Here is a 25,277-nt window from a genome sequence, read left to right as displayed (position 1 = left end):
GTTGCAGATTGACTGAAACGGTGCGGCGACCGCACGATGAGGCATGCCCTGGTCGATCCGACTGCTCAATGAAAGTTCCGCCCGCGCGGCATGACCTCGGCGCTTTCCGCCGCACCGGCATGGCGGTCCCCGGCACCCGCCTGTCTTTTCAATTCCGCCCTTTCCTGCGCATTCGCAAGCCTTCTCTGTCGTGGATCGATCCCTGGCCTCAGAACCTCGTCGGCGCGCTCGCAGGCGCCGAAACGTCGGGCCTCGCGTTGCAGGATGCCAAGTGCCGGCGTCATATCCTCGATATGCTCGACGACCGTATGGATGACGCCACTATGGCTTTGCAGCCTGCCCCGGATTTTCACGAGCCGGGCACCCATGACGACCGCCCGGTATTTGTCGAATATCTTGTTCCAGACGATAGCGTTGGCAACGCCGGTCTCATCCTCCAGCGTCATGAAGATTACGCCCTTGGCCGAACCCGGGCGCTGGCGCACCAGCACCAGACCGGCGATGGTCACCCTCTTTCCGTTCGACACCGTCAGGAGATCGACATTGCGCGTGATGCCCATCTTTCGGAATTCCTCCCGCAGGAAAGACACCGGATGCGCCTTCAGCGACAGTGACAGATAACGATAGTCCTCGATCACCTGCTCGCCCGGCGGCATATCAGGCAGACTGGTCTTCGGTTCGACCTGCAGATCGATATGGTTCACCCGATCGAACAGAGGCAATTTTTCAGGAGCGTATTTCGTATCCAGCGCTCTTGCAGCCCAAAGCGCCTCACGTCTCGACAGGCTGATCGAGCCGAAGGCATCGGCATCCGCCAGCCTTTCGATATCGGCTTTGTCGAGACCGGACCGCAGCCAGAGATCACGAACCGAGCCATAACCATCACCTCTGTTGGCGAGAAGGCTCTCCAGCGCTTTCTCGGACAGACCTTTGACCTGCCGAAAGCCGAGGCGAACGGCTCGCTTTGCCTTGATGATGGTTCGCATGTCGGCATGCCGCCTGTCGACGGCATTTCTGTCGAAGACCGCCTCCTCGAGATGGCAATCCCAATTGGATCTGTTGATGTCGACGGGTCGGACCTCGATCCCGTGTTCCCTGGCATCACGAACGAGTTGCGCCGGCGCGTAAAAGCCCATCGGCTGCGAATTGAGCATGGCAGCGCAAAAGACGTCGGGATAATAGGCCTTGACCCAGGACGAAGCATAGACCAGCAGGGCGAAGGAAGCCGCATGACTTTCCGGAAAACCATATTCGCCGAAGCCTTCGATCTGGCTGAAGCAACGTTCGGCGAAATCCCTCGGATAGCCTCTGCTGGTCATGCCATTGATCAGATCATCCTTGAACGCGTTGACCTTTCCCAACCGTTTGAAGGTCGCCATCGAGCGGCGCAGGCGGTCGGCCTTGGCAGGCGAGAATCCCGCCGCCGTGATCGCGATCTGCATCGCCTGTTCCTGAAACAGCGGCACGCCGAGCGTCCGCTTGAGGATCGGGATCATCTCGTCTTTCGGATAGTCGATCTTGAAACCGGGAGAATGCGACTGCTCCCGTCGCGTCAGGTAGGGATGGACCATATTGCCCTGAATCGGACCTGGACGGACGATCGCCACTTCGATCACGAGATCGTAGAACCGTCGCGGCTTCAGCCGGGGCAGCATGCTCATCTGCGCCCTGCTTTCGATCTGAAAGACGCCCAGCGTGTCGGCCCGGCACATCATGTCATAAACCGGTACGCCCTCGTCTCCGTGTTCCCTGTTGCCGAGATCGGCAAGGGTTTTCTTCACGTCGTAATGCAGTTCGAGCAATGAGAAGGCTTTCCTGAGACAGGTCAGCATTCCAAGCGCCAGAACATCGACCTTCAGAATCTTGACGTTGTCGAGATCGTCTTTGTCCCATTCGATCATGTAGCGATCCGGCATCGCCGTCTTCATGATCGGCACGACTTCGTCAAGCCGATCCCGGGTGATGACGAAGCCGCCGACATGCTGGGTCAGGTGACGCGGAAATCCGAGGAGCTCGGACGCATAGCGCAGAACGTTTAATGTCACCGGGTCCGAAATGTCGAGCCCAGCGGCCTTGGCATCCCGCTCCGACAGATTATCCTCCGACCAGCCCCAGACCAGGCTGCTGATCGCCGACTGGACGTCCTCCGAAAGTCCGAAGGCCTTGGAGACCTCACGGCCGGCGGAACGGGTGCGATAGGTGGTGACACCGGCCGTCAGCCCGGCATGCTCCTTGGTATATTTTCTGTAGATGTGCTGGATGACGTCTTCACGTCGGTCGTGCTCGAAATCCACATCGATGTCAGGCGGCTCGTCACGATCCATCGAGATGAAGCGGTCGAAAAGCAACGTGCTTTTGGTCGGATCGACTTCCGTGATCTCGAGGCAATAGCAGATGACCGAGTTGGCTGCAGAACCGCGGCCCTGGCACAGGATCTTCAATTCATAACGCGCATGCTGGATGAGCTTGTGGACCGTCAGGAAATAGGGCTCGTATTTCTTCTCCCGGATGAGATCGAGTTCATAGTCGATCTGGGTCAGGATTTGAGCAGGAACGCCATCCGGATAGCGCTTCTTAGCCCCCTCCCTCGTCAAACGCTCGAGGGTTTCATAGGGCGTCTCGCCGGGATCGTTTTCCGGCGGATAATTGTGTTTCAGCTCATCGAGCGAAAACGAAAGCCTGCCGAAGAATGTCCCAGTATTGGCGATCGCCTCCGGATAGTCGCGAAACAGCCGGGCCATTTCACGTGGGCCTTTGAGATAACGCTCGGCATTCGGAGCAAGAAGAAAACCTGCCTCGGCGATCGGGATATGCTCGCGGATCGAAATGACGATATCGGAAAGGGGGCGGCGATCCGTATGGTGATAGAGCGGCTGGTTGGTCGCGATGACAGGAATGCGGTGGCGGGCGGCGATCACGGAAAGGGCCGCGAAAACCTGCCTGTCGCGGCCATCATAGGCAGGCGCCAGCGCCACGTGAAACGCCTTGCCGAAACGGTTCCGGAACCGGGCGAGGCAGGCTTCCAATTCCTGTTGGGCGACAAGCTCGACGGCAGCCGCCTGGCCTGGAACGAGGGCAAGCATCATATCGTCCCCCCATTCCATGATATCCGCCTCGTAAAGCAGGCAAGATCCCTTTTCCGCTCTCAAATTTCCCGCACTCAGCAAACGGCAGAGATGCGCCCATCCTCGCCTGTTCTCAGGATAGGCAAGGATATCAGGCGTTCCGTCCGCAAAGACGAGGCGGGCGCCCGGCTGAATCCGGATTGGATCGAGAACCTTCTCTTCCTCTCTGCCGTCGAGGTTCTTCTCGTGCCTTCTTCTGAATTTCTCTTCGATCTCCTGCGCCTGCGCATGCGCCCTGACGACCCCGGCAACCGAATTCTGGTCGGCGATTCCAAGACCGGAAAGTTTCAGCGCGGCGGCCTGCACCACCATTTCCTCAGGCTTCGAGGCACCCTCCAGAAAGGAGAAATTGGTGCGGGCGCCGATCTCGAAAAATGCAGGCGCCGCGCTCATGCGAAAATCCCGTGCATGAACCAGCGCGGCGGCGGCTCTTCACCGTAAAAGCCTTCGCGGTAAATCCAGAAACGATGCCCGGCATTGTCCTCGACACGGAAATAGTCACGCGTTTTGGCGTCGGCGCCATCGATCCACCACTCCATGGCAAGCCGTTCCGGGCCTTCGCTGCGCAGAACCTGATGCTGCATGCGGCGCCACCGAAAACTTTGCGGCGGCCCTTCCGGAACTTCGGCAAGCAAGGCCTCGACCGGTTCCGGTCTGGCAAAAAGCCTTAAGGGCCGCTCGCTGCGAGCTGGGGAAAGACGGCTTCCCTCGCTCCTGCGATGGGCCGGAAAGCTTTCCAAGAGCGGGCTTATGACAACCGCACGCTCCGGCACATGGCTTTCGTGGAGCTGAAAGCTTTGGAGACAGTCCGCGCCAAGGCGGGCCGAGACGCGGTCGACGAAAGCTGCAAGCGAGACCTCGCTTTGCCGGCCGCCGTCGAAATCGCCCTGCGTGCCTTCGAAGGGCTCGTGGCGCACGACATTCAGCCGCAGGATCTCGAAACCATATCCGGCATCGAGATCGTCATGAATTGCCTGCAGACGCTGGGAAAAAAGATCGGCGATCCGCTTCGGCTCCCTGAGCGGCCGTGAAGCGCCGACGGAAATCCGGAAAACCTGGCCATCGACCCGAAACAGCACGAGTTCGAAGACGCGGCCGCCGGCACCGCGGGCTTCCAGGGAGGGTTTCAGCGACACGGCGATCTGGCCGGCAAGGGCGAGAATATCCTCTTCGGTGCCGATCGGCTCGGCCAGCCGCCGCTCGGCTGAAAGGCTCGCAACCGGCAGGCGCGGCGAAACCGGTTCCTCGTCATGTCCGAGCGCCTGATCGAGCCGCAAAAGCAGGCTCGCTCCAAAACGACGGGTCAACGGCGCCCGCGGCGCATTCATGACATCGCCGATATATTTCAGCCCGAGCTTCTTCAGCGATGCCACGGTGTCTTCGTTCAACCGAAGCGCGGCGACCGGCAGCGGCGCCAGCACATTCCCTATTTCCTCGTCTTCGATGACGCCGCCATTGCCGAAACGAGCGACGGCCGAGGAAAGGCCGGGCGAAGAGGAGATCGAACCCTGGACGTCGAGCCCCATATGGAAAAGCCTGAGCAGAATATCCTTCAGCAGCGCTCTCTCGCCGCCGAAAAGATGGGCACAGCCGCTAATGTCGAGAAACAGCCCGTCCCGTCCGTCGATCGCCACCAGCGGCGTATAGCGGTCGCACCAGTCGGCGATGGCTTCGAGCAGCCGCGCATCGGCGGCCGGATCCTCCTCGACGATATCGAGCTTCGGATGCATGGCGCGCGCTTCCGCGACACCCTGACCCTTCTTCAAGCCAAGCGCCTCCGCAGTCTCGTCCAGCGCCATCAGCCGCATGGTATTTTCGTGCTTTCCGGCGCAGACGATCGGCGCAGCCTCAGGACGCCCTCTCGAACGCCAGGAAAGGCCCCATTTTCTGCGGGCGATCCTGTCCGTCGAAAGATGCGGAAAGCTGAGCGCCAGGATACGCTGACCGTTCGTCTGGAGTAAGAGCGTGCCTTGGCTCGTCGATGGGGAAAAACTGACGTTCATGAGGGTTCCACTCCAGAAGAAGGGAGAGCGGAGCCGGGTTGCGGCTCTTCTCCAGGCTGAGACGAAAAACCGGATTGCCGATGCTGCCGGCAAGTCTCGATCCACCCGGAAGAGCCCGCATGCCGGCTGGCGCAGGCTCGGCAAGCAGCCGGAAGGCGGCGCTGCTCGCCTCCTCCTCTCCGGCCTGCCGAAGCAGGAAGAGGGGCCGGCCGGCCGCCTTGGCGCGAAGACCGAGCCGCCGGCTCTCGGTCAGGCCGAAATGCGCAGGATTGCCCCTGATCTCCAGGATGACCACCGAAAAGGCGCCGCTTTCCACCGCGGTTTCCGCAAGCCAGAGCGCCTCGTCGAGCTTGCGCGGCAAAGCCTGCAGGAAACGCTCGGGCTGCAGGCCGAAATCCTGCAGACCCACTGCATAGGGAAGGCCGGCCTCCATCGTCGAGACTGTATCGCCGATCCAGAGTATCGGCGAACAGTCGCTCGCCTCCTCCACCCGCTGCAGCAGCGCTGCGGCCGCAAGGGTGAACCCGCTGGCGGCTCCCGCATTCCGGAAAAGCCCCGAACGGATTTCCGTTATCGCATCGAGCGGCAGCCCGCCTTCCATCGCTTCGTCGAGCGATGTCACGCCAAACGACAGGCGCTGTCTGCGCCCATTCCGCTCCGCATCCTGCCGCCCGGTCTCACCCGAAGCCAGGGCTTCCCGCTCCGCTGCCGCAAGCGCCGGCGCAGGCTTTCCTTCCAGCTTGGCGATGGTTTCGCGGAGCGCAAAAAGCCGCTCGCGCGCCAGGGCGTTCTGCGCCATGGCGTTTACTCCGTCCGTCTTGTTCCTGTTATGTTCTTATGGATTCCAGAGAGCTGAAGAAGAGTCAACAACGATTTTCTATGAATTTATTCCTGCCTTTGATTCCGCACTCGAAAATCGGCGGCAAAGGTTCTATATGGGCCCGCAAAGGAAGGAATATTCATGGCCCGCGTAGACCAGAGCGATGATTGGCAGGACCGCCATGCGCCGACGATCAGCACCTTCGAGTCGCTGGCCATGGAGGCTTACAGCCATCTGCCGGATGAATTCCGCCAGCTGACGACCAATCTCACGATCGAGATCGAAGACTTCCCAGATGACGATGTTTTCGAGGACATGGCGCTCGAAACCCCTTTCGATCTGCTCGGCCTTTTCGAAGGCAGGGGCATTTCCGAACGTTTCACCGTGGAAACTGGCGAGATGCCCAACCGCATCCGTCTCTACCGCCGCCCCATTCTCGATTACTGGGCAGAAAACGACGAGACGCTCGGCGATATCATCACCCATGTCTTGATCCACGAGATCGGCCATCATTTCGGGCTGAGCGACGATGACATGGAGCGGATCGAGGCTAGCGCCGAGGAAGCCGCAGAGCGCTGAAACCACGCCTTCGGCAGAACACTACTGCTCGGAGAGCTTCATCTCCGGATCATAATCCTTGCCTTCGACAGTCTTGACGACGGCCTGGCCGCATTGCATCGCGCCGGTTGCGGCATTGAAGGCATAGGTCGGAGAGCCCTCCAGCGACCAGCCCTTGTTGAGGGCGGCGGTGACCTTGTGGCAGAAGGAAGCGTCGTCGGGGCCGGTCAGGAAGCGGTAGAGTTTCATCGGGCGGGCTTTCTTGCAGAAATCAGGCGAGCTTTATGAACCAGAGCTTCGGCCTGGACAAGATGCAGCCGCTCGATCATCCGCCCGTTCGCATTGATGACGTTGAGGCCTCTGGTAGCCGGATCGGCAAAGGCTGATATGATTGCCTGCGCTTCGGCAATCTCCTCCGCGCTCGGACCGAAATGCCGGTTGGCGGCCGCAATCTGCGCGGGATGGATCAGCATCTTGCCTACAAAACCCATGGCGCGTCCCTGCCCGCATTCGACGTCGAAACCTTCGCCATCCCGGAAATCATTGAAAACGCTGTCGAGCGCATCGATCCCATGGGCCTTGACCGCCAGAATGATCTGCATCAGCCAGGGCACGAGAAAGCTTCGCCCCGGCTGCGGCAGGACGCCGGTTTCCTTGCGCAGATCGTTGAGACCGACGACCAGGCAATCGAGCCGCGCCTCCGGCATGCGGCCGGCTTCGGCGATCGCTCCGACATTCAGCACGCCACGCGGCGTCTCGATCATGGCCCAGATGCGCAGCTCCTCCGGCGCATCCGCATCGGCGAGCAGATCGCCGATGTCGGTGACATCCTGGGGCCCATTCACTTTCGGCAGGAGAACGGCGTCGGGCAAAAGCGCCTTGACCAGATCGAGATCCGCCGCCCCGAATTCGGATGACAAAGAATTGATGCGGATGATCCTTTCCTTGCCCCCGAGCGGCGGCCCGGCAAAAAAAGCTCGCAGATTTTCCCGCGCCTGGCCCTTGTTCTCGGTCGCGACGGAATCCTCCAGATCGAAAATAACGGCATCGCAATCAAGGGAACGGCTCTTTTCGAGCGCCCGCAGATTGATGGCCGGCACACTCAGCACCGAGCGGCGCAGACTTGAAGAGCGGAGAGGTGTGGTTTGCTTCATCAGCCATTAGTGCCAAGCTTCGCAAGGCCCGGCAAGACAACAAAAAGCCATGCTTGCCTTGCAGAGAGGAAAAGGAAGGACCACATTCCTTTCTGTAGAAAGGTCTCAAACCCATGCAGAACATTCGCTCCATCTTCTTCATGCTGGCCGGCGCCACCTTCTTTGTCGCCATGCTGCTTCTCACCTTCTCGGTGACGCTTGCCGTCGGCGGCATCCTGACCGTGCTCATGGTCGGACGCGCGCTTTCGATGAAGATGAAGCCCGCTCCGGTCCGCGCCAAGGCAAACAACGGCAAGCCGGAGATGCGCATCTGGAACGACGGTCGCGGCACGATCATCGATCTCTGAGGCCTGCTTTCAAAAAAATTGGCCGACACTGTCGCATCATGCTTCCATGATACGTCTTTGAAGCAGCCGGGCATTCTGCCGGCGCTCAAAAAAACGATGGAGGACGAGCATGGATACGACGGAAAACAAGCCGGCCAAGTTGCCGCCGGTGAAGAATGGCCTGCTGCCCTATCTGACCGTCGACGGCGCGGTGAAGGCCGCGGAATTCTACAAGAAGGCCTTCGGCGCCGAAGAGGCCCACAGGGTGCCGGTCGATGAAAGCGGCCGGACGATGCATATTCATCTCTATATCAATGGCAGCTCCCTCATGCTGGCGGATGCCTATCCCGAATACGGCCATCCTTTCAAAGGCCATGAAGGTTTCGCCATCCAGCTTGTTATCGACGATATCGATTTCTGGTGGGATCGTGCGGTGGCCGCCGGCGCCGAAGTCGTCATGCCGGTCGAACTGATGTTCTGGGGTGACCGCTACGGCCAGCTTCGTGATCCGTTCGGCGTCCTCTGGGGCTTGAACGCGCCCACCAACTAACCGGACGCGGACCGTCGCCGGGCCACGCGAACGTCGCGTGGCCGCCAATTTAGAAAGATTCTCCTTCATTTCGGCAAAAAACTGGACTAGATGCACACTCAGGAAAGTACATTTGCTGAAATGGAGCATGGGTCATGGATAAATTCGTGAAGCTCACGGGCGTTGCAGCGCCCCTGCCGGTCGTCAACATCGACACCGACATGATCATTCCGAAGGACTATCTGAAGACCATCAAGCGCACGGGTCTTGGCAAGGGCCTTTTCGCCGAAGCCCGCTACAATGAAGACGGCTCCGAAAATCCCGATTTCGTGCTGAACAAGCCAGCCTATCGCGATGCCAAGATCCTGGTCGCCGGCGATAATTTCGGCTGCGGTTCCTCGCGTGAGCACGCTCCCTGGGCGCTGCTCGATTTCGGCATTCGCTGCGTGATCTCCACCAGCTTCGCCGACATTTTCTACAACAACTGCTTCAAGAATGGCATCCTGCCGATCAAGGTCAGCCAGGAAGACCTCGACAAGCTGATGGACGACGCCTCGCGCGGCTCCAACGCCATCCTGACGGTCGACCTTGAGAACCTCGAGATCACCGGACCCGATGGCGGCTCGATCAAGTTCGATCTCGACGAGTTCAAGCGCCACTGCCTGCTGAACGGCCTCGACGATATCGGCCTGACCATGGAAAAGGGCAAGGCGATCGACGAATTCGAAAAGAAGAACGCCGCTTCGCATCCCTGGGCGGCTTAAGCTCTGACGAACTGCCGATCGATCAAGCCGGGCTTTCGCCCGGCTTAGCCTGCTGACAAACTCGCTACTTCGTCTCGACCCGGACTCCGCCCGCGGCAAGAGGGCTCGCAATGCCGAGAGCTGGCGAGGAATGGAGACGGCGCGGCATTTCCTCTTCTCCCCAGCGGGGAGAAAGGTGCCGGCAGGCGGATGAGGGGGCCACACGGCATCACCCCTCCCGTCAGAACCTATCCTGCCACGCTGACGACAGTGCCTTGCCTCTAGACATTGCCGAGATAGGCCAATACGGCCGAAACCCGCATGAGCACTATTGGAAAGGCCGGTTCCGCCGGCCCCCTCATCCGCCCTACGGGCACCTTCTCCCCGAGGGGAGAAGAGGGAATGGAGAGGCCACAGCTCAGAGAAACTTCTCCTTCCAAAGCCTCAGCTTTTCCAGCGACACTCCAATGCCGCCGCAGACCTCGATCAGCGGATTGTCAAAGTGCTGAAGCAGTCCGGCATGTACATCGGCAACGGCAAGGGCGGCGCCGCAGGCCGGCTCCACGAGGATGCGATGCGCATCGGCAAATTTCAGGCAGGCGGCGACGGCATCGGCGTCGCTGACGACAACGCTTTCGATCGGGTGCTGCTTCGGCAGCTCGAAGACATGCTGCGCCACCCGCCGCGCACCGAGCGACGTCGCAATCGAGGTGATCGCCGGTAGTGAGATGCGTTCATTGGCCTTGAGGCTGGCATGGAACGAAGCCGCCCCTTCGGTTTCGACGGCGATGACGGGAATATCGGAAAGCCCGTTCCGCTTCAGCCCCTCGACAATGCCGGCCAGCAGCCCTCCGCCGCCGACGCTGGTGATGACGCAATCGAATGTCACGCCCTTCGCCACCACCTCGTCGATCAGCGTGGCATGACCATCCCACAGAAGCGGGTGGTCAAAAGGATGCACATAGGTCGCCTTCCGGCCGCGGGCGAGCTCGACCGCATGAGTGTTGGCTTCATCGAAAACCGAACCATGGACGAGAACATTGGCGCCGGTTGCGGCAATCGTCTGCCGCACATCGGCCGCCGTCGTCTCCGGCACGACGATCGTGACCGGCACGCCGAGCGTCCGGCCGGCATAGGCCGCAGCAATGCCGGCGTTGCCGCCCGAGGCGCAGAAGATCTCGCGTGCGCCATTTTCCACCTCCTGCTGGCACAGCCGGCCGACGCCGCGCAGCTTGAAGCTGCCGGAAGGCTGCAGCGCATCGAGCTTCAGCCAGAGCGGCTTGCCGCTGGCGCTATAGCCGGGGGATGTTCGAACCAGGGGCGTGTCGAGATGGAGGGGTGCTGAAGCCATGGGAACATCCAGGAAATAAAGTGAGACGATTGTTCTAATCCGTTTGCCGGCACAGGAGCAACCATCATGACCTACAGGCCCGCGCGTCTTCAGACGCCCAAAGGACGCTGTAACACTTTCAATATCTGCATCGGCCCGAAAATCGGGCCGATGCAGATATTGAAGCGTACCGATTCAACCTTTCTCTCGCTTGAAATGCCCATTTCCGGGGTCTAAGAAGCCGCAACTTGTTTTTCCAGGAGGGTTTCATGACTGCGCGCAATCTTTTCCTGCTGCCGGGTGACGGCATCGGTCCCGAGGCCATGAGCGAAGTCCGCAAGATCATCGTCTATATGAACGAGGCGATGGATGCCGGTTTCGTCACCGACGAAGGCCTTGTCGGCGGTTGCGCCTACGATGCCCATGGTGCGGCGATCTCGGAAGCCGACATGCAGAAGGCGCTTGCCGCCGACGCCGTTCTTTTCGGCGCGGTGGGTGGTCCCAAATGGGATAGCGTGCCTTACGAAGTGCGCCCGGAAGCAGGCCTCCTGCGCCTGCGCAAGGACCTGCAGCTCTTCGCGAACCTGCGTCCCGCCATCTGCTATCCGGCTCTTGCCTCGGCCTCGTCGCTGAAGCCGGAACTGGTCGAAGGCCTTGATATCCTGATCATCCGCGAGCTGACGGGCGGCGTCTATTTCGGCGAGCCCAAGGAGATCATCGACCTCGGCAACGGCCAGAAGCGCGGCATCGACACCCAGGTTTACGATACCTACGAAATCGAACGCATCGCCGGCGTCGCCTTCGAAATGGCCCGCACGCGCCAGAACCGCGTCTGCTCCATGGAAAAGCGCAACGTCATGAAATCGGGCGTGCTCTGGAACCAGGTCGTGACCGAAACGCATAAGACGAAATATTCCGACGTTCAGCTCGAACATATGCTGGCCGATGCCGGCGGGATGCAGCTCGTGCGTCAGCCCAAGCAGTTCGACGTCATCGTCACCGACAATCTTTTCGGCGACATGCTCTCCGACGTCGCCGCCATGCTGACCGGTTCACTCGGCATGCTGCCCTCGGCCTCGCTCGGCGCGCCGGATGGCAAGACCGGCAAGCGTAAGGCGCTCTATGAGCCGGTGCACGGCTCGGCCCCCGACATCGCCGGCAAGGGCATTGCCAATCCGATCGCCATGATCGCCTCCTTCGCCATGTGCCTGCGTTATTCCTTCAACCTGGTCAAGGAAGCCGACGACCTGGAAAAGGCCATCGCCAACGTGCTCGACAAGGGCATCCGCACCGGCGACATCATGGCCGATGGCGCAAGGCAGGTCGGCACCGTCGAGATGGGCGAGGCGATTCTCGCCGAGTTCAAGGCGCTTTCCGTCTGATATATTTCACGTGAACAGTTTCCCGCCCTTCGCATCATGCATGCGGAGGGCTTTTTCATGTGAGGCCGAGCAGCCGCAGCCGGGTCGGCTGAAATATCCGGAACGGACTATTCTCAGCCACAATCTCGTGTATTTTTGCGCCGAATTTTAACCCGGCAAAATCGAACGGACGACAGGATGCGGGCATTTTGGGCTTCCCTTGATAGGCGCTGGCGCCGCGGCAGCGTTGGCATGCCGCCCTTGCGCTGGCAGGCCTGCCTCTTCATCACCATCAATGCCGTGGCTCTTTCCATGCTGCTCTTCGATTCCCAGGTCGGCGCCAGCGAACGCCCCGCGGCGGTGAAGCAGCTCGGCCAGTTGCTGACCGGCTTCGGCGATTCTGCCTGGCTGATCTGCATCAGCATTCTGCTCTTCTTTCAGGGCAGGGCGGGTTACAAGCTTTTGAAGACCGCGCGCTCCAAGGCGCAGGCGCTTTATGTCAGCTGGATCGGCGGCTATCTCTTCACCACGGTCGTGTTCTCCGGACTTCTCGCCAATCTCCTGAAACGGGCGATTGGAAGGGCGCGTCCCGATCACTTCCACGATTACGGCATGTTTTCTTTCACGCCCTTTTCGGGCCATGCCGCTTTCGAAAGCTTTCCGTCCGGCCATTCCACCACCGTCGGCGCCTTCTTTGCCGCTTTTGCGCTTCTGTTTCCGCGCTACCGCATTCTCTTCATCGCCTGCGCCATCTGGCTTGCCATGACGCGTGTCATGGTCGGTGCACACTATCCAAGCGACGTTATCGCCGGCCTTGCACTCGGCGGCTGGTTCTCGCTGCTGACGGCGATCGTCTTTGCCCGCTGCGGCCTGCTCTTTAAATTGGCGCCGGATGGCTGGCCGCTCGCCAAGCGCCTGTTCCCCGACGCGAAAAAGCCCGGCGCCTTGTGAGCGCCGGGCCGTTTTTCTCGAGCATGTCAGACGCGAACGCGTCATCAATCCAATGCGTGGATATCCCTGTTCTTCGTCTCCGGCAGGAAGATGACGCCGATCACCAGGGTGATCGCAGCAAAGACGATCGGATACCAGAGACCGTAATAGATGTCGCCCGCGGCAGCGCTCATCGCGAAGGCCGTCGCCGGCAGCAGGCCGCCGAACCAGCCGTTGCCGATGTGATAGGGTAGCGACATACCGGTGTAGCGGATACGGGTCGGGAAGAGCTCGACCAGAAGAGCCGCGATCGGGCCATAGACCATCGTCACATAGATGACGAGGACGAAGAGGACGGCGATCGTGCCGACCCAGTTGACGCGGGCGGGATCGGCGACCATGGCGAAGGTGCCGCCATTGGCGATGTTGTAGACTGCCATGTCGGTGACGCCATTGGCCTCGTCGGCCGTCAGCAGCTTGCCTTCAACCAGCTTGGCTGCCGGCATGGTTTCCTTCTCGCCGGCGCGCACGGCATCGGCGGTGAGCGCCAGTTCCGGATTGGCGGCGATAAAGGCATCGAGCTTGGCATCCGGCACCTTGGCGACGCCGCGCTTCAGCGGGTAGCCGGCATCATGAAGCGCAATGTTGACGCCCTTTTCGAAAGCGGCGGTCATGCCCTTCGCCTTGTCGCCGGCGGCAGCTGCGTCGAAGCTCGTCAGCGTCGCGTTACCGACCTTCACCGTCGCCGGCTGCCCGGCGGGACCTGAGACGACATCATAAGGCACGGAATTCTTCGTCAGGAACGCCGTCGCCACATCGCAGGAGCTGGTGAATTTCGCCGTGCCGGTCGGGTTGAACTGGAATTTGCAGTCCGCCGGATCGGCCGTGACCGTTGCGCGGATCGACGCCTGCGCTTCGGCAAGTGCGGGGTTAGCCGTCCAGGTCATCGCCTTGAACAGCGGATTATAGGTCACCGCCGCGATGAGAAGGCCTGCCATGATGATCGGCTTGCGCCCGATCTTGTCGGAAAGACCGCCGAAGATGACGAAGAACGGCGTGCCGAGGAAGAGCGCAATAGCGACCATGACATTGGCCGAAAACAGATCGACCTTCAGCACATTCTGCAGGAAGAACAGCGCATAAAACTGGCCGCCATACCAGACGACTGCCTGGCCCATGGTGGCGCCGAGAAGTGCGATGAGCGCGATCTTGGCATTCTTCCATTGCCCGAAGGCTTCGGTCAGCGGCGCCTTGGAGCCCTTACCTTCCGCCTTCATGCGCTGGAATGCAGGCGATTCGTTCATCTTCAGACGGATCCAGACGGAAATGCCGAGCAGCACGACCGAGACCAGGAACGGAATGCGCCAGCCCCAGGCCGCGAATTGAACCGGACCCATCAGGGACTGGACCAGGATGATGACGATCAGCGACAGGAACAGGCCGAGCGTCGCCGTCGTCTGGATCCATGAGGTGAAGTAGCCGCGACGCCCATTCGGCGCATGTTCGGCGACATAGGTTGCCGCGCCGCCATATTCACCGCCGAGCGCCAGACCCTGGAGCAGGCGAAGACCGATCAGGATGATCGGGGCTGCGATGCCGATGGTGGCCGCACCCGGCAGGATACCGACGAGGAAGGTCGACATGCCCATGATCAGGATCGTTATCAGGAAGGTATATTTGCGGCCGACGAGATCGCCGAGACGGCCGAACACCAGGGCGCCGAAGGGACGCACCAGGAAGCCGGCGGCAAAGGCGAGCAGCGTGAAAATGTTACGCGTTGCCTCAGGATATTGGGTGAAGTAGGTCGCGCCGATATAGGTGGCGAGCGAACCGTAGAGATAGAAATCGTACCATTCGAAAACGGTTCCGAGCGAAGAAGCGAAGATGACCTTCTTCTCCTCGCCCGTCATCGGACCGGCCTTCGCGCCGTCGATGCTTGCGACATTTGCCATTGTCTGTCCTCCACAGAATGATGAGCAACGCGCGCGACCTGCTTTCCTCAAAGCATACTCCTGGCCGCGACACGCCTGACGAGAGTGTGCCAGAAAAGACCGGCCGGAAAGAGAGAGGCTTTGGGATTATGACTTTAGTCTAACGAGGCCGCATTCCGTCACACGCATCGGAGCGTTGCTCAGCCCTCCTGCCCGGATGACATTTGGCGGCGGGACGGTTTCAACTGGTTTGCGAAAGGGAACCTGCTACGCCCTCAGCGCCTGCGCCGGCGATTGCCGGTAGGCAAGCACCGCCGGTAACGCGGCGAGAACGCCGGCAAAGGCAAGCAGCACTCCCATAAGCCCGGCATCTTCCCGGGCGAAGCCAACCGGCATGGCGATGCCGCTGGTCTCGGAGAACATGCCGGACAAGGTCAGCGCCGCGGCGAAACCGAGTGCAAATCCAAGCGCGATGCCGACTGCCACCAGGAAGAAGAATTCCAGGAAGACGATTCCGAAGATCGCGCCGCGCGGGGCTCCGAAGGCTCTGAGCGCACCGATCTGGCGGCGGCGCTGGCCGATATGGATGACCGTGACCAGCACCAGCGAGGCCGCGACGAGAGCCTGCGCGCCGGAAGCGACCGCGACAAGGATTTGCTTGGCGTCGCCGAGCGTGCCGTAAAGATTGGTCAGGACCTCGCCGGGGAAAACGGCGATGGTATTGCCGTTGCGATAGTCCTGTCGAAGCTTATAGGCATCGGCGATGGTTTTCGGCTTGACGAGGATAGCCGGAAGGCCTGGAGCATCTGCGGCCCAGGTCTCTTTCAGCACGGCTTCCGGATCGAGCTTCCCATGATGATCATGCGAGTCATCATCGGCATGATCATGATCGTCTCCGACCTCTTCGGCGCCTTCCGCATGCTCCTCCGCGTCCAGCCCGTGAATGTGCCAGACCGCCTGAATGGGAACGAGAATCGCCCGGTCCCAAGCAGTATCCGTCGGCCGCAGGCGGCCAACCACATGATAGGCGAGTTCGGTATGGGTTTCGCCCCCTTCCTCCGCCGAACCATGCATCGGTTTAATTTCATCGCCGAGCGAAAGCTTGACCGCGGAGCCGATCACCGCCTCTGCCTCATGCGTGAAAGCCTTGCCTTCGGCAAAGTCGCCCGACAGCTTGTTCGACATTTTTGTCGTCGTACCGACGATCGGGTAGCCGGAAAAGGAATCGCCGAAGCCGATCGGCGCCGCCCAGTCGACCCGGGGGTCGACGGCAAGTCTTGCCAGCACCTCGCCCGGCATCAGCGGCAGGGGCGAGGGTTGCAGGAAGACGGAGGAGAGCACGAGCTGTGTCTCGCTGCCGCCGGCACCGATGACGAGGTCGAACTTGTCGGCGGCGCGCGCGCTGCCGAGGCGAAGCGCCCGCTCCTGCAGGACCACGCAGACGCCGAGCGCGGTCGCAAACGCCACTAGGAGCACGATAACCAGCGATCCCGCCCACAGGCGGCGAAGATCGGCACAAATGAAGCGGATCATGCAGCCTCCCCCGCAGCGGCAATGGAATCCTCGCTGATTCGGCCGGAGCTGAGCGTGATGCGCCGGTCGAGACGGCCGGCGAGCCGCTGGTCGTGAGAAACGACGATCAGCGTGCTGCCTTCGGCATTGGCAAGCTCGAGGAGGAGATCGCCGACGGCCTCACCGCTTTCGGCGTCGAGGCTCGCGGTCGGCTCATCGGCAATGATGACACCGGGCTTACGCAACAGCGCGCGGGCGATCGCCACGCGCTGCATCTCGCCGCGCGACATGGTCTCGATCTTCTGGCCGGGCCGGGACAGGTTAACCGTGTTCAAAAGCACATGCGCCCGCTCGATGACGGCGGCCGTCGCGGCGCCGGCAAGCCGGGCAGGCAGAAGCACGTTTTCGAGTGCCGACAGGCCGGGGAAAAGATGGAATTCCTGCATGACCAGGCCGATATTGACGGCGCGGAACCGGTCGCGCCGGCTTTCCGAAAAAGCGGCGATATCCTCACCGCTCCAGCGGATCTGGCCCTGCCGCGTCCGCTCCAGCCCCGTGACGACATTGACGAAGGTGCTCTTGCCGGAACCTGATGCTCCCGTGATCGCGACCTTGCTGCCGGCCTCGATCGACAGGCGGCCGATCGCCAGCGCCGGCGAGGAGAGGCCCGGAAAGGTGACGTCAAGGTTTTCGATATCGAGTGCGAGCATGTCGGTTCAAACAGCGAAATATTCGGCCTCGCGGATCCGAAGCAGGCTGACGAAGCCGGTTTCCGGATCGGTCCAGGAGCCGTATTCCAGCGTGCCGCGCACTTCGATTGTCTGGCGCGGCTGCACGAAGGTCTGCTTTTCCGAGAGATAAACCACGACGATATTGTCGGGCCAGTCCGCATCCGAAGAGCAGAAGGGGCAGAGCGACATCGGCACCTCGGTGAGTACGAAGAACTGCGCCTCGGCCTTCAGCGGCGGTGCCATGAAGCCCTTCATGCTGATGTCCTGGCCGGCAAGGCGCTTCACCTTGTCGGAGAATTCGAGACCGAGCACGCCGAATTTACCATAGAGCTCGCCGAAGGAGAGCGAAGGATCGGCAGCGCGAACGATGGAGGCGGTAAAGGGAAGCGCAACAGCGGCGGCGATCAGCCGGCGGCGGCTGAGTTGCGGCGAAGAGACTTTGTGCATGGCGATCTCCAGGAAGGAAATCCCGGCCGCTGAAAGGCCGGGACCACGATCGACGAAAGAGGCAAGGCCGGCAAGCGGCCTTGCAGGATCGGGTTTCGATCAGTTCGTCTGTTTGGCGCCGAGTGCGAAGGTGTCGGCCAGCACGCGATAGACGTCGCTCTGTTCCATATAACCATGGAAGCCTTCGGCACCCGGACCGGCCGACTGCAGGACGACGTCATCGACGGCATGAACGCCGCTCTCGCTGCTCTTCGGAAGATTGCCCTGTACGAAGACGGCGCCGGGAACATCCTTATACTGTTCGTTGGCAACATATTCCTTCTTCTCGTTCTGGACAGCCGGAACGAAAGGACCGTCGAGCTTCGGACGGAAGGTCTCATAATGATCGGGGCCGTTGTTGGCACTGAGAAACAGGCGGCGGCTGACGTCGACCTTGTCGGGATAACCGTCGCCATTTTCATCCTTGTAGTTCGGGAACCCGGCTTCGGCGTAGGTCCCGACCTTTTCGCGCATCTCCGTGCCGGGCTTCTCGTCGTCGACGGTGCCGATGATCGATACGCCGTGCGTGTGGTCGCCGGTGACGACGATCAGCGTATCGGGATGGGCCTTCTGGAATTCGCGGGCAACGCCGATCGCCTTGTCGAATTCGATGGTGTCGATGACCGCACGATCCCAATCCAGCGGATGGGACATCTTGTCGATCGAGGAGCCTTCGACCATCAGGAAGAAGCCATCAGCATTCTTCGAGAGGCGGTCGAGCGCAACCTTGGTCATCTCGACCAGACCCGGCTGGTTCGGGAACTTGTCGACGGTGCCCTTCTTCAGGAACTCGCGATCGAGCGTGACGTCCATATTGCCGGTGTGGAAGAGGCCGAGCAGGTTGCCTTCAGCCGATGCATTGGCGGAGAGTTCGTTCTTGTCGGTCGCAAGCTTGTAGCCCGCGTCCTGGAACAGCTTGATGTAATCCTGATTGTCCTTGCGCTTGGAGCCGGCGACTTCCTTGCCGAGGAAATAGGCCGAGCCGCCGCCAAGGATGACTTCCGGCTTCACCTCGAGCAGCATGCCGACGATGTCGGCCTTTTCGCTGCGGCTGCGGGTATGGGAAACGACCGCAGCCGGCGTCGCGTCCTCGATTTCGGACGTCGCGACAATGCCGATCGACTTCTTCGTCGTGCGGCGAACGGCCTCGCCAAAGGTTTCGACGCGCGGATCGTCGAGTGCGGCCGGTGTCCGGTCCGCATAGACGCCGAGCGCGTTGACGGCCGTCTTATGCCCCGTCATGAAGGCCGACATGGTGTTGGCCGAGTCCGTGGCAACGGCATTCGTCGCTGACGTGCCGATAAAAGCCATATGATCGAGATCATCCATGTTCAGGCGGCCGTTCGCTTTGCCCTCGGTCATGCCCTTTGACATGATGCGGGCGGCGGTGCGATGCGCAACGGAAAGGCCGTCGCCGAGCAGGAAGATAATGTTCTTGGCCTTCGGCTGCGCGGCGGTTTCGTAAACGTCCCAGGTGACCGACTTCGTCTCATCGCCGGCGGAGACCTCGATCTTGTAGGCGCCGGGTGCGGAGATCTTCAGGCCGCGGAGCAGAAGAGCGGAACCGAGGGCCTTATCTTCCTTGCCTTTTTCGAGCTCGATGAATTGCGCTTCGCCTCCAAGGACAGTCTTGTAATCCTGACTGTTGACCGTGATCTTCACATCTTCCGGCTTGACCTGCTTGTTGAGCTCGACCTTGAAATCGAATGGAGAGCCGGCAAGGATCGTCGCGCGATCAAGCGGATAGACTGTCGTCGCCCGAGCGGCGCCCGCGAGGATGGTAGTGGCCGCAAAGACGGCGAGAAGCGTACGCATGGAAAACCCCCGTTTTCGTTGCAGATATTATCAACCGGGTTGGGATATCTCTCTGGCATGACAGCGGCATGACAAAATACCCTGGCTTTCGGCCTCCCCTTTCACCTGCTGCCTGCTCACGCAAAAACCTTGACTCCTGTGGAAAACCTTCTAAGAGCAACAGCGGAAAAGGAATCTCCATGGTTCGCGACGAACACGCCATTGCCGCATGCAATGACCGGGCACGGGTTGCCGGGGTGGATATTGCCGTTCCGGTTTCTGCCAAAACCAAGGCCAAAACGACGACGAAAACCGTCTGACGTCTCTGGCCTGCCGCTCTCTCCCCGGCTCGGCTGGGGACAGGAAGACGCGATTATTCGCGCCTTTCCCCCTCACCGGACAGAGGAGAGAAGAGAAAGAGAGCTTTAGAAATGGGTTTCAAAGTAGCAGTTGCGGGAGCGACCGGAAATGTCGGCCGGGAGATGCTCAACATCCTCTCCGAACGCGGCTTCCCCGCCGATGAGGTCGTGGCGCTCGCCTCGGCGCGTTCGCAGGGCACCGAGGTGTCCTACGGCGACCGGACGCTGAAGGTTTCCAATCTGGAGAATTACGATTTCTCCGATACCGACATCTGCCTGATGTCGGCCGGCGGCGAGGTCTCCAAGAAGTTCTCCCCCAAGATCGGCCAGCAGGGCTGCGTCGTCATCGACAATTCCTCGGCCTGGCGCTATGACGCCGACGTGCCGCTGATCGTGCCGGAAGTGAACCCGGACGCCGTCACGCAGTTCACCAAGCGCAACATTATTGCCAATCCGAACTGCTCGACCGCACAGCTGGTGGTGGCGCTGAAGCCGTTGCACGACTTCGCCAAGATCAAGCGCGTCGTCGTCTCCACCTATCAGTCGGTCTCCGGCGCCGGCAAGGATGGCATGGACGAGCTCTTCAACCAGACGCGCGCGGTCTTCGTTGCCGATCCGATCGAGAACAAGAAGTTCACCAAGCGCATCGCCTTCAACGTCATCCCGCACATCGATAGCTTCATGGAAGACGGCTACACCAAGGAAGAATGGAAGGTGCTGGCCGAGACGAAGAAGATGCTCGATCCGAAGATCAAGGTGACCTGCACGGCGGTGCGTGTACCCGTCTTCATCGGTCATTCGGAATCGGTCAACATCGAATTCGAAAACGAGATCACCGCCGACCAGGCCCGCGATATCCTGCGCGATGCCCCGGGCTGTCTCGTCATCGACAAGCGCGAGAACGGCGGTTACATCACGCCTTATGAATCCGCCGGCGAAGATGCGACCTATATCTCGCGCATCCGCGAGGACGCGACGGTCGAAAACGGCCTCAATATGTGGGTTGTTTCCGACAACCTGCGCAAGGGCGCGGCGCTGAACGCCATCCAGATCGCCGAGCTGCTCGTCAATCGCGGCCTGGTCAAGCCGCGCAAGCAGGCAGCCTGATACTATTTATAAACCATAAGATGTTAAAGCCCTGCTCATTGAGCGGGGCTTTTTCCGGAGCAATTACGACTGTATAAGCGCTCGCTATACGATGATCGTGACAAAATCGCGAGTGGCTGGCATTCTCTTGCCCGCTTAAAAACTATGCAGATCGAGAGCGGGGTTTCTCAATGCGCATGACAAAGTTGTTTCTGGCGGCCGCTGCGGCAATGGGCGTCGTCCACGCGGTACCGGCGTTCGCGCAAGGACCGCAATGTGGCAATACCAGCGCCGGCTTCGACGCCTGGGTCGCCGATTTCAAGCAGACGGCAGCGGCCAACGGCGTCAGCCAATCGGTGCTCAGCCGCGCCTTCGCCAACGTCAACTACAACAAGCCGACGATCGCCGCCGACCGCGGCCAGAAAAGCTTTAAGCTCTCCTTCGACGCCTTCATGCAGAAGCGCGGCGGTGCCGCCGTCATTTCTCGTGGCCGGTCGATGAAAGCGGCCAACCAGGCCCTTTTTGCCTCGATCGAACGCCGCTTCGGCGTTCCCGCCGGTCCGCTGATCGCAATCTGGGGCATGGAGACCGGTTTCGGCAGCTATATGGGCAACCAGCATACGCTCTCGGCTGTGTCGACCCTTGCCTATGACTGCCGTCGTTCGGACTATTTCACCGATCAGCTCTATGCTGCGCTCCAGCTGGTCTCCGAGGGTTATCTGAGCCCGCAGGCCAAGGGTGCCGCCCATGGTGAAATCGGCCAGACGCAGTTTCTGCCGCGCAACGTCGTGCGCTTCGGCGCCGACGGCGACGGCGACGGCCGGGTCGACATGGTCGGCTCCCGCGCCGATGCGCTGGCCTCGACCGCAAATTTCCTCAAGGGCCACGGCTGGCTTGCCGGCGCCGGCTATCAGCCGGGAGAACCGAATTTCGCTGCGATCCAAGGCTGGAACGCCGCCAGTGTCTATCAGCAGGCGATCGCCTATATCGGCCAGCAGATCGACGGCGGCAGATAAGCCTTCATCTATAACGATATCTGGAAACGCCGCTGCGAATGCGGCGTTTTTCATATGCGGGAATCAAAACCGCCGCCGGACACCGTCTTGCGTCGCTCCTCCTGCGGCGGCGCCGGCACGACCGGCCCCGAAACGACGCGGTTCCGCCCGGACGCTTTGGCGGCATAAAGCGCCAGATCGGCACGCTTGACCAGATCTTCGAAGTTCCGGTTGGCAGCGTCGTTTGCCCGGCCGGCGCATCCGAAGCTCGCCGTGACCTTGAGGAGATCGCCACTCGCAAGAGGAATTTCCGCCGCCTCGATCGCCCGTCGCACGCGCTCGGCGACGATGGCGGCCTCGTCGGGCGTTGAATCCGGCAAAAGCGCCAGGAACTCCTCGCCGCCATGCCGCACCAGGAGATCGAAGGAACGAAAATTCTGCCGCGCGACGCCGGCGACGTGGCGCAGCACGGCATCGCCGGCGTCGTGGCCGTGGATATCGTTGATCTTCTTGAAATGATCGAGATCGAAGAGGACGACGGAGATCCAGTGCGAGCCGTGCTCGGCCTGTGTAAGGAGCGCCGAGGCGGCGACCTCGAAGCCGCGCCTGTTGTACAGCCCCGTCAGAAGATCGGTTTGAGCAGCGTTTCGCAGCTCGCCCACCAGCGTCTCCCGGTCCCGGGTAAGTTTGTCGATCAGCCGAAGCCCTCTTGCCGCCAGCACCATCACCAGCGTGGCGAGGATCAGCAGGCCTGCGCACAGCGCCAGAATCTGCGTCAGGTGTATGTGCGAGAGGGTGGAAAACTGTTCGCCGGTCTCGTGAATATCCCTCGCGGCCTCTACCATCTTTTGCTGAAGGAAAGCCATGCGTTCGCGCTGTGCGGCTGCCCAGGCGTCGCCCATTGCGCGCGACGGCCGCGACCCAGCGAGAATGGCGTCGGTGATCGCATTCGCCTTCATCTGGTCGCTACGACCGAGATAGGCAACGATGTCGCGCACGACCGGCGCGGTCGAATGGAAGACCATGTGATCCATGCCGGCACCCAGCATGGTCTTGCCTTGAATGAACAGTTCGATCGGAAATCTGGCAGAAACATCTTGATTGAGGTAACGAGTGCCGATTCCGGTAATCAATCTTTCGCCGTAGTAGGTCAGCAGGATGCCCATCAGCTGGTTGGATTTTTCAAGCAGCACCGGGTCGCTGATCAGCGTTGAAAGTGCGTCGACGACGGCAAGCTGCTTGAGAGCCGCATACCAGTAGATGGAGCCGGGATTGCTTCCGGAGTAACGGCCCTGGTCGACGGCGCTTCGCGCGGCGACGATGCGGCTATAGGCAAGGCTGAGGGCCGACAATTCACCTGCAAGCCCTCGATCGAGCGTATCGCGAGGCGGCAAGCTGGCATAGAAAGCGCGGCGTTCGCGATCCAGCGTCAGTCGGCTTTGCTGCATGTCGACAGCAGTCCCGCTGCTGGGATGCGCGAGATGGCGGCGTGTGGCATCGATTTCGCTCAGGATTTCCGTGGCCGCGATCGACCCGCCGCGCGCAAGTACGTCGGCGAACTGCCGGTCTTTCTCGAGATCTCTGTATTGCAGGATGGAAGTTCGAAGGACGAAGACGCCTTCAATGAGCATGAAGACGAAGGGCAGCAGGATGGCGGCCAGGATAACCTTTTTGATGGTTTCAAACTTCATCGCCAATCGCCACGTGATCAAATGCCGGTCATGTGCAGCCGATTAGAAGCTTAACAGCAATCCTTAAAAAACTGATAAACCGGTCCGCTCCTAGATCTCGGGACGGATGAAATCGCGTGTTTCAGCGTCCATGACCCAGAGCTCGCCGGTCGAGATATCGAACCAGGCGCCATGAAGGTGCATTTTTCCTGCGTCCTCGAGCGCCTTTATTTCCGGGAAGGTTCTGAGATTGTTGATCGAATTGCGGATGGAGACACGCTCCAGCGCCGTCTGCCGCTCAGCCTCGGTCATCACGTCGTTGCTCTGGATTTGCTCGGCTGCGGGTCTGACCAGCGACATCCACCGACCGATGAAGTCGCCGGGCGACAACGGCTCGGCGTTCGGATCGAGTGCCGCTCGAATGCCGCCGCAGCGGCCATGGCCCATCACGACGATGTCCGAAACCTTCAGCGCCTGCACGGCAAATTCAAGAGCGGCCGATGTCGAATGGAAATGACCGTCCGGCTCGTAGGGCGGCACCATGTTGGCAACGTTGCGGATGACGAAAAGCTCGCCGGGCCCGGCATCGAAGATCAGCTCGGGAGCCGCACGCGAGTCCGAACAGGCAATGACCAGCGTGCTCGGGTTCTGGCCGTTTTCGGCAAGTTGTCGATACCTGTCGCGGGCGTCGGCATAACGCCCGTTCATAAAGTTGCGATAACCGTTCAGAAGGGTGTTTGGAAAACGCTGCATGCCTCTGGATTAGCGCGCGCGGAGGACAAGATCAACTGCTGCACCGCAAAATGCGCACATTGGCAAATGCGTCATTTTTTCCGACGCTGCGCAGGGTGTACGAGCCGGCGCATCTGCACCATCGCCATCGGCGTCGACAGGCTGGACGCATCGCTGGCCAGCATCAGCTCGTTGCTGCCGCGCTTGACCGCACGCGCAAGCACTTCGAACACGCTGGCGGTGGCAAGCTGCAACGCCTTTTCGTCCTCGAGGCCGGACAGCAGGCGCGACAGGAAAACGGCAGCCAGCAGGTCGCCGAGACCATTCGGCGGGTTCTCGACAACGCGGTGCTCGGCAAGGAGCGCGTGACGGCCGGAAAGGTAGAGATTGCCGGTACCGCCCGCCATCATCGGCACCGCCGAGGTGACGAGCATGCGTGACGGCCCGAGCGCCAGCGCCGCCTCCATGATTGCGCCGTTGTCATCGAGCGCTGCTCCCGACAGCCAGGCGAGCTCGTACCGGTTCGGCGTTGCGAGCGAGGCCAGCGGGATGAGATGATCACGAATAGCCTCGGCCGTCGCTTCCGGCACGTAGAGGCCGCCGAGATCGCCCATGACCGGATCGCAGACATAAAGCAGTTCGGGATTGTTTTGGCGGAGCGCAGCGATCAGCCGGGCGACCGAGCGTGCCTGGGCGGCATTGCCGAAATAGCCCGAAAGCACCGCCCTGACTTCGCCGATCCAAGGTGCGCGGATCAGATCGTCGATCGCCTCGTCGAAATCCGCTTCGGCAAATGTCAGCCGCGTTGAACGGCCATGGCCGGGATGCCAGGGCAGAACGATGGTCGGCAGTGCCCAGACCGGATGGCCGAGCGTCTCCAGCGCAAACACCGCCGCCCGATTGCCAACCGAGCCACGCACGACATGGCTGGAAATAACGATGACTGCGCCCGCTGCATTTTCCGACATGAAACCAAGGTCCGAATGATGATGGCGTTTGATGATCTTTTTGACGCCGGGCTGTCAACCATTCTTCACGTGAGCATGGAAATGTGCCGCCAAAACAAACCTGGAAGAGAGGCCTTGCCAATGCGTTTTGGCCT

At 60.8% G+C, this 25,277-nt stretch carries 23 protein-coding genes; 9 read left to right on the top strand and 14 right to left on the bottom strand.

The window, feature by feature from the left end; all coding sequences use genetic code 11:
* Nucleotides 1-65: 65 nt before the first annotated feature.
* The 3 genes from QWJ46_RS07970 to QWJ46_RS07960 are packed head-to-tail and all read right to left on the bottom strand — an operon-like array spanning nt 66 to nt 5,927.
* Nucleotides 66-3,518, bottom strand: a complete 3,453-nt coding sequence (locus tag QWJ46_RS07970; RefSeq protein WP_302750340.1) for an error-prone DNA polymerase — start codon at nt 3,516-3,518, stop codon at nt 66-68.
* Nucleotides 3,515-4,963: a DNA polymerase Y family protein gene (locus QWJ46_RS07965; RefSeq protein ID WP_302750876.1), complete on the bottom strand. Its 1,449-nt coding sequence runs from the start codon at nt 4,961-4,963 to the stop codon at nt 3,515-3,517. The genes QWJ46_RS07970 and QWJ46_RS07965 overlap by 4 nt, the downstream gene beginning before the upstream one ends.
* Before the next feature lie 10 nt (nt 4,964-4,973).
* Nucleotides 4,974-5,927, bottom strand: a complete 954-nt coding sequence (locus tag QWJ46_RS07960) for an ImuA family protein (protein ID WP_302750339.1) — start codon at nt 5,925-5,927, stop codon at nt 4,974-4,976.
* A gap of 162 nt (nt 5,928-6,089) precedes the next feature.
* Here QWJ46_RS07960 and QWJ46_RS07955 point away from each other — a divergent pair, with 162 nt between their 5' ends.
* Entirely contained in the window at nt 6,090-6,527 is a 438-nt protein-coding gene (locus QWJ46_RS07955) for a metallopeptidase family protein (RefSeq protein ID WP_131628227.1), read from the top strand.
* A gap of 21 nt (nt 6,528-6,548) precedes the next feature.
* On the opposite strand, the gene QWJ46_RS07950 is transcribed toward QWJ46_RS07955, so the two are convergent.
* Nucleotides 6,549-6,755, bottom strand: a complete 207-nt coding sequence (locus QWJ46_RS07950) for a DUF1737 domain-containing protein (RefSeq protein ID WP_009996762.1) — start codon at nt 6,753-6,755, stop codon at nt 6,549-6,551.
* Complete coding sequence (locus QWJ46_RS07945) at nt 6,752-7,660, bottom strand: CoA ester lyase (protein WP_302750325.1); 909 nt, start codon at nt 7,658-7,660, stop codon at nt 6,752-6,754. Before QWJ46_RS07945 ends, QWJ46_RS07950 begins: the two co-directional genes overlap by 4 nt.
* A 113-nt stretch (nt 7,661-7,773) precedes the next feature.
* On the opposite strand from QWJ46_RS07945, the gene QWJ46_RS07940 reads away from it, so the two are divergent.
* The 3 genes from QWJ46_RS07940 to leuD all read left to right on the top strand — a co-directional run bounded on the left by QWJ46_RS07940 (nt 7,774) and on the right by leuD (nt 9,279).
* On the top strand, nt 7,774-8,007 hold the full coding sequence (locus QWJ46_RS07940; protein ID WP_064708240.1) for a hypothetical protein: 234 nt from the start codon (nt 7,774-7,776) through the stop codon (nt 8,005-8,007).
* A gap of 109 nt (nt 8,008-8,116) precedes the next feature.
* Nucleotides 8,117-8,536 carry a glyoxalase/bleomycin resistance/extradiol dioxygenase family protein gene (locus tag QWJ46_RS07935; RefSeq protein ID WP_302750320.1) on the top strand — a complete coding sequence of 140 codons (420 nt, stop codon included), beginning with the start codon at nt 8,117-8,119 and terminating at the stop codon, nt 8,534-8,536.
* Nucleotides 8,537-8,670: 134 nt separating this feature from the next.
* A complete protein-coding gene (gene leuD, locus QWJ46_RS07930; RefSeq protein WP_302750319.1) occupies nt 8,671-9,279 on the top strand; it encodes a 3-isopropylmalate dehydratase small subunit in 609 nt (202 codons plus the stop codon).
* A 397-nt stretch (nt 9,280-9,676) separates the two neighbouring features.
* Here the strand turns inward: leuD and QWJ46_RS07925 are convergent, their stop codons facing one another.
* Nucleotides 9,677-10,609, bottom strand: coding sequence for a pyridoxal-phosphate dependent enzyme (locus QWJ46_RS07925; RefSeq protein WP_302750318.1), 933 nt, complete (start codon nt 10,607-10,609; stop codon nt 9,677-9,679).
* A gap of 248 nt (nt 10,610-10,857) precedes the next feature.
* Between QWJ46_RS07925 and leuB the strand changes: the two genes are divergently transcribed.
* Nucleotides 10,858-11,970: a 3-isopropylmalate dehydrogenase gene (leuB, locus tag QWJ46_RS07920; RefSeq protein ID WP_302750317.1), complete on the top strand. Its 1,113-nt coding sequence runs from the start codon at nt 10,858-10,860 to the stop codon at nt 11,968-11,970.
* Nucleotides 11,971-12,147: 177 nt separating this feature from the next.
* A complete protein-coding gene (lpxE, locus tag QWJ46_RS07915; protein WP_302750316.1) occupies nt 12,148-12,900 on the top strand; it encodes a lipid A 1-phosphatase LpxE in 753 nt (250 codons plus the stop codon).
* Nucleotides 12,901-12,944: 44 nt separating this feature from the next.
* On the opposite strand, the gene QWJ46_RS07910 is transcribed toward lpxE, so the two are convergent.
* The 5 genes from QWJ46_RS07910 to QWJ46_RS07890 all read right to left on the bottom strand — a co-directional run bounded on the left by QWJ46_RS07910 (nt 12,945) and on the right by QWJ46_RS07890 (nt 19,354).
* Entirely contained in the window at nt 12,945-14,831 is a 1,887-nt protein-coding gene (locus QWJ46_RS07910) for an MFS transporter (RefSeq protein ID WP_302750315.1), read from the bottom strand.
* A 246-nt stretch (nt 14,832-15,077) separates the two neighbouring features.
* On the bottom strand, nt 15,078-16,343 hold the full coding sequence (locus QWJ46_RS07905; protein ID WP_302750314.1) for an ABC transporter permease: 1,266 nt from the start codon (nt 16,341-16,343) through the stop codon (nt 15,078-15,080).
* A complete protein-coding gene (locus QWJ46_RS07900) occupies nt 16,340-17,032 on the bottom strand; it encodes an ABC transporter ATP-binding protein (protein ID WP_302750313.1) in 693 nt (230 codons plus the stop codon). The genes QWJ46_RS07905 and QWJ46_RS07900 overlap by 4 nt, the downstream gene beginning before the upstream one ends.
* A gap of 6 nt (nt 17,033-17,038) precedes the next feature.
* A complete protein-coding gene (locus QWJ46_RS07895; RefSeq protein WP_184454500.1) occupies nt 17,039-17,500 on the bottom strand; it encodes a hypothetical protein in 462 nt (153 codons plus the stop codon).
* A 99-nt stretch (nt 17,501-17,599) separates the two neighbouring features.
* Nucleotides 17,600-19,354, bottom strand: a complete 1,755-nt coding sequence (locus QWJ46_RS07890) for an alkaline phosphatase (protein WP_302750312.1) — start codon at nt 19,352-19,354, stop codon at nt 17,600-17,602.
* Between the two features lie 68 nt (nt 19,355-19,422).
* Between QWJ46_RS07890 and QWJ46_RS07885 the strand changes: the two genes are divergently transcribed.
* The 3 genes from QWJ46_RS07885 (at nt 19,423) to QWJ46_RS07875 (ending at nt 21,794) form a co-directional block, all read left to right on the top strand.
* Complete coding sequence (locus QWJ46_RS07885) at nt 19,423-19,653, top strand: hypothetical protein (RefSeq protein WP_184454495.1); 231 nt, start codon at nt 19,423-19,425, stop codon at nt 19,651-19,653.
* A 111-nt stretch (nt 19,654-19,764) separates the two neighbouring features.
* On the top strand, nt 19,765-20,799 hold the full coding sequence (locus tag QWJ46_RS07880; protein WP_020922622.1) for an aspartate-semialdehyde dehydrogenase: 1,035 nt from the start codon (nt 19,765-19,767) through the stop codon (nt 20,797-20,799).
* Between the two features lie 170 nt (nt 20,800-20,969).
* Entirely contained in the window at nt 20,970-21,794 is an 825-nt protein-coding gene (locus tag QWJ46_RS07875; protein ID WP_302750302.1) for a lytic transglycosylase domain-containing protein, read from the top strand.
* A 50-nt stretch (nt 21,795-21,844) separates the two neighbouring features.
* Here the strand turns inward: QWJ46_RS07875 and QWJ46_RS07870 are convergent, their stop codons facing one another.
* The 3 genes from QWJ46_RS07870 to pdxY form a co-directional block, all read right to left on the bottom strand.
* Nucleotides 21,845-23,464 (bottom strand): GGDEF domain-containing protein, encoded by a 1,620-nt coding sequence (locus tag QWJ46_RS07870; RefSeq protein WP_302750300.1) that lies wholly within the window; start codon nt 23,462-23,464, stop codon nt 21,845-21,847.
* A gap of 90 nt (nt 23,465-23,554) precedes the next feature.
* Nucleotides 23,555-24,196 carry a carbonic anhydrase gene (locus QWJ46_RS07865; protein WP_302750298.1) on the bottom strand — a complete coding sequence of 214 codons (642 nt, stop codon included), beginning with the start codon at nt 24,194-24,196 and terminating at the stop codon, nt 23,555-23,557.
* A gap of 71 nt (nt 24,197-24,267) precedes the next feature.
* Nucleotides 24,268-25,143: a pyridoxal kinase PdxY gene (pdxY, locus tag QWJ46_RS07860; RefSeq protein WP_302750296.1), complete on the bottom strand. Its 876-nt coding sequence runs from the start codon at nt 25,141-25,143 to the stop codon at nt 24,268-24,270.
* Nucleotides 25,144-25,277: the final 134 nt, after the last annotated feature.

The organism is Rhizobium sp. CBN3 (assembly GCF_030518245.1).
Taxonomy (GTDB): Bacteria; Pseudomonadota; Alphaproteobacteria; order Rhizobiales; family Rhizobiaceae; genus Rhizobium; species Rhizobium aethiopicum_A.
Note: the sequence above shows the minus strand (reverse complement) of the source record. Positions and strands in the feature narration are given on the sequence as shown.